We start from the raw sequence: 5,831 nt of genomic DNA, 5'->3' as shown, positions 1-5,831 counted from the left end.
CGCCTGGCGCTCGCCGTGGGAGTGGTGACGACGGCCACGACGAAGAAGGTATGGGCGAGCGTTCTCGCCGACGACACGGGAGCCACGCGGTGAAACTCAGCAAACTTGCCCAGGTCTTCGGCTGGCCCGCGTCCGGCCGTCGGCGCAGGACCGCGCCGAACCGGTCGCGGCCCGCCGCGCCGCAGCACCACCAGGTGGCCGCCGAGGATGTCTTCGTCCGGGCGCGTCCCTGGACGTCGCCGGTGCCGTTCTGGTGCACGGTCACCGCCTACTACCGGTACGGGCAGCCGATCATGCTCTGGAGCGGCGGTGCGGGCAGTGTGCGCCTGGCCGTCAGGGTGCTGCGCGAGCGGGTCGAGGCGCTCGCCGACGAACTCGGCCTTCCCGAGGGCGACGAGCAGCTGCTGTGGCTGGACGCCCCGTCCGCCGAGGGGCGGGCGGCCGACGACCTCGCCAAGGGCCGGTCCCACGCGATCGCGATCACCCACGGCACCGTCGTCTACATCGTCAACGCCACCCCGGCCGCTCGCACCGAGCCCGGGACGGCGATCCACGACCTGCTCTGCCCGGCCTGACGGGAACGACCCCATGACGTACACGCGAAGCGGCCGACTCCGATCGGCCGCCCCGAACTTCAACCTCGGTGCGGCCTGGCTCGCCTCCGCCAACCGGGACCCGCAAGCGGCCATGGACCAGTGGAAGGCGGGCCGGCTCGCCGCCATCGAGACCGGCGAGGTCTTCAACGTCGTGCGGGTCGGCGACGTGCGGACGGGCCGGGCCGCGCTGGCGGACCTGTGGCACGCCGACGTGCCGGTCGGCCCGGTCCTGCACAACCGCGCCGAGGGGTGCGTCGAGTTCCTGGTCACGATCCGGGCGGACACGGCGTGGGACATGCCGCAGACCCGGCTGATCGGCCGCCCCGCAGAGGGCCGCGAGCCCCTGTCGGTCGCGATGCCCGCCCCCGGCATGCAGCGGCTCGGCGGACGGAGCTGGCTCGTCCTGCCGGACGGCGAACGAAGACCGACGGATCCCGCAGACCTGGCCGTGGCCCTGCGGCGCGCCTGCGCCCGCCTGCGCCACGACCACCCCTGAACCCCCGCTACGACCGGCCGCCTGGGCCGTAGCGGGCCCCTGGCCCGGCCGTTTCACTCCCGCCGGACGGCCCGGCCAGGAACGGGATCGGCGACGGCCGATCCCACGCTGACCGTCCCCAGGCGCGGGCGCGCGCAGGGTGGTGCCGCTGCGCCCCCTGGGGACGGTCGGCCCCAGCCCGTCAACGATCGAGCGTGAGGGCCTGCCCGGAGGGCGGGCCGGAAAGGCACGACCCTGATGCGCCGCACGTCGGCCGAAGTTGTCCAGATGCCTCCTCGGGCGCCCGCCCCCGACCACCGGGTGCCGGTGGTCGGGGAGCCGCGGGTGCGCCGGTGCGGGCACTACACCGACCTCACGCCGCAGGAGCGCGAGGTGATGGCGCTGGTCGCCGCCGACCTGAGCGGCGTGGAGATCGCGGCCCGTACCGATGTCTCCGAGCACGCCGTCCGCAGGCGCCTCGCCGCGCTCCGTCAGAAGCTCGGTGCGGCGACCACGCCGCAGATGATCGACATCGGCTGCCGGACGGGACTGCTGGTCCCGCGCCGGGCCACGCTGAAGAGGGAGATCACCGACACCGTGCTGACCTCGTTCCAGGCCCTGGCGGACGGCAACAGCCGCACCCAGATCGCCAGGAGCAGGAACTTCTCGAAGCACGCGGTCGCCAGGCACCTGGCCATCGTCCGCTCCCGGATGCGTGTCTCGTGGAACCCGGCAGCGGTCTACCGGCTCCACGGAGTGACGCCCCCGGTCCTGAACGCCACCGCCGTGCCGTGCCCGTCCTGCGCGGCCCGGGGCGCGTCGTGAACCGCCCCCGGCCACGCCGGACGACCGTGTGGAGCGAAGCACCCTGGGCCGCGCGCCGGGGGCTACCGGGTGAGGGCGGCGGCCGCCAGCGCCGCGCAGGCCTGCACCGCCACCAGACGGCGCAGCTCCACCGGCCGGATGCGCAGCCGCCGCCGGCAGCGCTCGGCGCGCTCGGCCAGCACCGCCTCCAGCCGCTCGCGGACGTGCGGTGCCGCCCGGCCGGGCTGCGCCTCGGTGGCGGAGCGCAGGGCCATCGCGGTCGAGCGCAGCGTCAGGACGACCCGGGCGTAGTGGGCCTCGGCCAGCTCCACCCCCGTGACCGGGGCGGTGTCCTCGGCCCGCCGCAGCCAGGCGCGGGTGACGGAGTCGGCCACCGCCAGGGTGTCGGCGGCGGCGCGCGCGAACGCGTCGTCGTGAGGGCCGGCCTGCTCCAGCAACCGCTGTACCTCCTCGCTCTCCCCGGTCAGGGCCCGGGCCAAGGCGGTCAGGGCCGTCGGCGGGCCGTCGTGGAAGCGCGTGGCCGCGTGCCAGCGGGGGACTTCCGGCAGCAGGGTGAGCGACCCGTGCCGGGCGGCGTAGTGGGTCAGGTGCGCGCCGTACGCCGGGGCCTGCCGGTCGTGGTCGCGGATCAGCAACTCCTCGATCGGCGGCATGCGGTAGACGCCGTCGCCGAGGACCGGCCAGCCGACGACGTCCGACGGAGGCGCCTCGCCGACCGGCAGGCCGCTGCGCGCGGCGACCGCGGCCAGGCGGGCCGCCAGGCCAGGAACGTCCCGGCTCAGAATGAAGAAGGGCTCGCCGAACTCGGCGTTGTGCAGGCTCACGACGGCGGTCGGCTCCAGCTCGTCCACCAGGTCGGCCAGCGCCTGCTGCTCCGGCAGGCCGAACCGGTGGACCCCGCCCCGCCAGGGGATGGGGAAAGTCCATTCCGGCTGCTCCGCCAAGGCCGGGCGGAAGAAATGGCGGTGCTCGGTGTGCAGGTCGAGCGGGGCGCTCGTCCATTCCTCGTTCAGGGCGGCGCCGTCCGGGTCCACGCATGGCAGGAAATGCCACGACATGCCGTCGCGCAATTCCGGGCGTGCCGCTGTCAGCTCGGCCAGGAACGCGATCGTGGCATAGCCGACCGGCTCGTTCGGGTGCGGGCCGCCGACCACCAGCACCGGCCGCCGCCCCGTGCCGACCGACAGCACGTCCAGCGCCCGCCCCTGCCGCGAACTGCCGATCCGCCGCATCCGGCACAACCCCGGCGCGCGCCGGGCCACCTCGCGCAACCGCCCGGTCAGCGCCTCCACCGAGGGCACCAGTTCCCCCGTCGGCACCAGCTCCGCGTACCCGGCCAGTGCGTCATCCAGGCCGGAAAGGAAATCAGCCACCTCTAAACCCTTTCTCGAAACCGGCCCAGAATCATTCCGGGCCGGATTTGAATGCTGCCCAGAAAAGGGCATGGAAAGTCTTTCGGAAAATTCCCGGAAAACCCTTCCGGGGCGAGTTGGTGAATGCTTTCATGGGTCTCGGCTGATTCGCCACCATCCCTTTAGAAAATTCAGGAGGACGCCTCATGGACACCACCCTCACCACCGCCGTGGCCGTCGACCCGCAGGACACCGAGCAGACCGAGGACAGCGGTCTGCGCCCGGCCGCCGCCCACGAACTGCTCGGCTGCACCGTCTCCGGCCAGTAGCCCACCGGCACCACCAGCGGCGGGCCCGGCGACACGCCGGCCCCGCCCCCGCCCCCGCCCCGTCCTCGCCCTCGACCCGAGGAGCCCACCGTGAGCCACCCCCGCCTGCGCGCCGAGCACCAGCCCACGACCCGACCGGACGGCCGGATCCAGATCGGCTCCCTGCCCGGCCTCGCGAGCACCCTGCCCGACCCCGGCGGCTGGCGCCTGCACCTCCTGCAGCTCCTGGACGGCACCCTGACCGCCGACCAGGCCGTCCGGGCGGTCACCAGCCGTCACCCCGACGTCCCGGCCGCCCAGGTCGAGCGGCTGCTCCTCGACCTCGCCGAGGCCGGACACGTCCGCGACGCCACCGCGGCCCGCCCCGCCGTGCGACTGGACTCCGGCACCGCCCGACTCCACCAACGCGGCATCGAGTACTGGGAGATGGTCGACCAGGACCCCCGCCGTACCGGCGCGGACATCCAGCAGATCCTGGCGCGCACCGTCGTGACCGTCGTCGGCATCGGCGGCGTCGGCCTCACCGCCGCGGCCGCCCTGGCCGGCGCCGGAATCGGCTGCCTGATCCTCGCCGACCACGACCGCGTCGAGGACTCCAACCTCAACCGGCAGCTGCTCTACACCCGCTCCGACATCGGCCGGTACAAGGTCGACGCCGCCCGCGAACGCCTGCTGGAACGCCACCCCGACCTCGACGTCGTCCTGCACCCCGACCAGGTCACCTTCCAGGCGCAGTTCGCGCGCCTGATGCGCCGCTGCGACCTGCTCGTCCTCGCCGCCGACGACCCCGACCACCTGCGCCTGACCGCCAACCGCGCCGCCCTGACCACCTCCTGCGCATGGATCGACCCCGGCTACCACGGCCCGCTGATCGGCACCGCCCTCTACACACCGGGCACCGGCGACGGCCCCTGCTGGGAGTGCCTGCGCCACTTCGACGCCACCGCCTACGGGCTGCCCGGCACCCACGGCGAGGTCCTGGCCGCCGCCCTGCCCCGGCCGCTCGGAAACCCCGTCATCTCCACCAGCGCACTGCTGGCCGGCACCTACGCCGCCCACGCCGCCCTCACCCACCTCACCGGCACCCGCAGCGCCAACCCGACGGGCACCATCCAGCGGCACAGCCTCATCGCCCCCGCCGACCAGACCCCCCGCGCCGTCACCTACCCCCGCAACCCCGACTGCCCCTCCTGCTCCCACTACCACCCCAAGACCACGCAGGCCATCTCGCAGAAGACCCCCGCCGCCCGCTGAACAGCGGTGGACGACCGACCACGGGACGAACGTTGACACCAGAACAGAGCCTGGCGGCAGTCCGCGCGGCCGCCCGGCGCCACCACCTGGACTCCGCCGGAGCGACGCTGCTCCAGCCGGGCAAGAACCACACCTGGCGCCTGCCCGGCAGCAAGGTCATCGCCAAGGTCCGCGGCGCCGGCGCCACCTTCGCGCAGGCGTACCGGGAGACACAGGCCGCGCGGTACGTACTGGACCGCGGCATACCGGCCCCCCGGCCCGTCGGCGAGGAACGCTACCCCTACCGCCACGACACCGGGCACGAGACCGTCTACGTGCTGGTCACCGAAGACCTCGGCCCGAGCACCCTCCCGGCCACGCCGCGCCAGGTCGCGCTGTTGCTGCGCCGACTCCACGCACTGCCGGTGCCCACCGGGCCGCGCCTGCGCCTGCCGGCCATCGACCCCTTCACCCGCCTGTTCCCGGGCATCGATGAACTCTTCCCGGCCGGATCGGCCCGAGACCGCAGGCGCCTCCACCAACTCCTCCACACGGCCCGCGAGGCCTGGCAGACCACCGCATGGCCGGGCCCGATGTCCCCGCTGCACGGCGACGCCGGCCCGGGCAACTGCGTCGTCACCGCCGACGGCGTCGCCCACCTGATCGACTTCGAGCGCATGGCCATCGGCCCGGTCCTGTGGGACCTCGCCGCGTACGGCTGGCGCCGGGACGTCTACGGAGCCGACCCGGCCGAGTACCAGGCCTTCACCGCCGCCTACGGCCTCGACGTGACCGGCCACGCCGACGGCCGCACCTACCACCACGCGCTCACCCCCGCGTTCGCGGTGAGCGCCTGGCTGGCCGCCGCCGGCTACGCACGGGACGAACCCCACTGGCAGCATGAAGCCGACCTGCGGCTCGCCACCCTCCTCACCGACCCGCTGCCGGGCTTCCCCTGGCACTGGAACCTCGGCAACACCGCCGTCATGAAGGCCGCAGGGGCAGGGGCCGCACGATGACT

7 protein-coding genes are annotated in these 5,831 nt (G+C 74.1%); 6 read left to right on the top strand and 1 reads right to left on the bottom strand.

The annotated features are described in order from the left end of the window. Nucleotides 1-89 precede the first annotated feature (89 nt). The 3 genes from ACFVU7_RS44735 (at nt 90) to ACFVU7_RS44725 (ending at nt 1,896) form a co-directional block, all read left to right on the top strand. A complete protein-coding gene (locus ACFVU7_RS44735; RefSeq protein ID WP_388052446.1) occupies nt 90-575 on the top strand; it encodes a hypothetical protein in 486 nt (161 codons plus the stop codon). Nucleotides 576-588: 13 nt separating this feature from the next. Further along, the gene (locus tag ACFVU7_RS44730; protein WP_388052444.1) at nt 589-1,092 is read left to right on the top strand and encodes a hypothetical protein; all 504 of its coding nucleotides are present in this window, start codon (nt 589-591) and stop codon (nt 1,090-1,092) included. A 237-nt stretch (nt 1,093-1,329) separates the two neighbouring features. Next, nucleotides 1,330-1,896, top strand: coding sequence for a response regulator transcription factor (locus ACFVU7_RS44725; protein ID WP_388052442.1), 567 nt, complete (start codon nt 1,330-1,332; stop codon nt 1,894-1,896). A gap of 62 nt (nt 1,897-1,958) precedes the next feature. Here the strand turns inward: ACFVU7_RS44725 and ACFVU7_RS44720 are convergent, their stop codons facing one another. Then, nucleotides 1,959-3,269: a M14 family zinc carboxypeptidase gene (locus ACFVU7_RS44720; RefSeq protein WP_388052439.1), complete on the bottom strand. Its 1,311-nt coding sequence runs from the start codon at nt 3,267-3,269 to the stop codon at nt 1,959-1,961. A 185-nt stretch (nt 3,270-3,454) separates the two neighbouring features. Between ACFVU7_RS44720 and ACFVU7_RS44715 the strand changes: the two genes are divergently transcribed. The 3 genes from ACFVU7_RS44715 to ACFVU7_RS44705 all read left to right on the top strand — a co-directional run bounded on the left by ACFVU7_RS44715 (nt 3,455) and on the right by ACFVU7_RS44705 (nt 5,829). Next, nucleotides 3,455-3,577, top strand: a complete 123-nt coding sequence (locus ACFVU7_RS44715; protein ID WP_375875626.1) for a hypothetical protein — start codon at nt 3,455-3,457, stop codon at nt 3,575-3,577. Between the two features lie 90 nt (nt 3,578-3,667). Continuing rightward, nucleotides 3,668-4,831, top strand: a complete 1,164-nt coding sequence (locus tag ACFVU7_RS44710) for a HesA/MoeB/ThiF family protein (RefSeq protein ID WP_388052437.1) — start codon at nt 3,668-3,670, stop codon at nt 4,829-4,831. A 32-nt stretch (nt 4,832-4,863) separates the two neighbouring features. Next, nucleotides 4,864-5,829, top strand: coding sequence for a phosphotransferase family protein (locus ACFVU7_RS44705; RefSeq protein WP_388052435.1), 966 nt, complete (start codon nt 4,864-4,866; stop codon nt 5,827-5,829). Nucleotides 5,830-5,831 lie beyond the last annotated feature (2 nt).

The organism is Kitasatospora sp. NPDC058046, from assembly GCF_042885595.1.
Lineage (GTDB): Bacteria > Actinomycetota > Actinomycetes > Streptomycetales > Streptomycetaceae > Kitasatospora.
This window is presented reverse-complemented; position numbering and strand designations above follow the sequence as displayed.

Coding starts and splice junctions, on each gene's coding strand:
- ACFVU7_RS44730 (WP_388052444.1), top strand. CDS start 589: ATGACGTACACGCGAAGCGGCCGACTCCGATCGGCCGCCCCGAACTTC.
- ACFVU7_RS44725 (WP_388052442.1), top strand. CDS start 1,330: ATGCGCCGCACGTCGGCCGAAGTTGTCCAGATGCCTCCTCGGGCGCCC.
- ACFVU7_RS44715 (WP_375875626.1), top strand. CDS start 3,455: ATGGACACCACCCTCACCACCGCCGTGGCCGTCGACCCGCAGGACACC.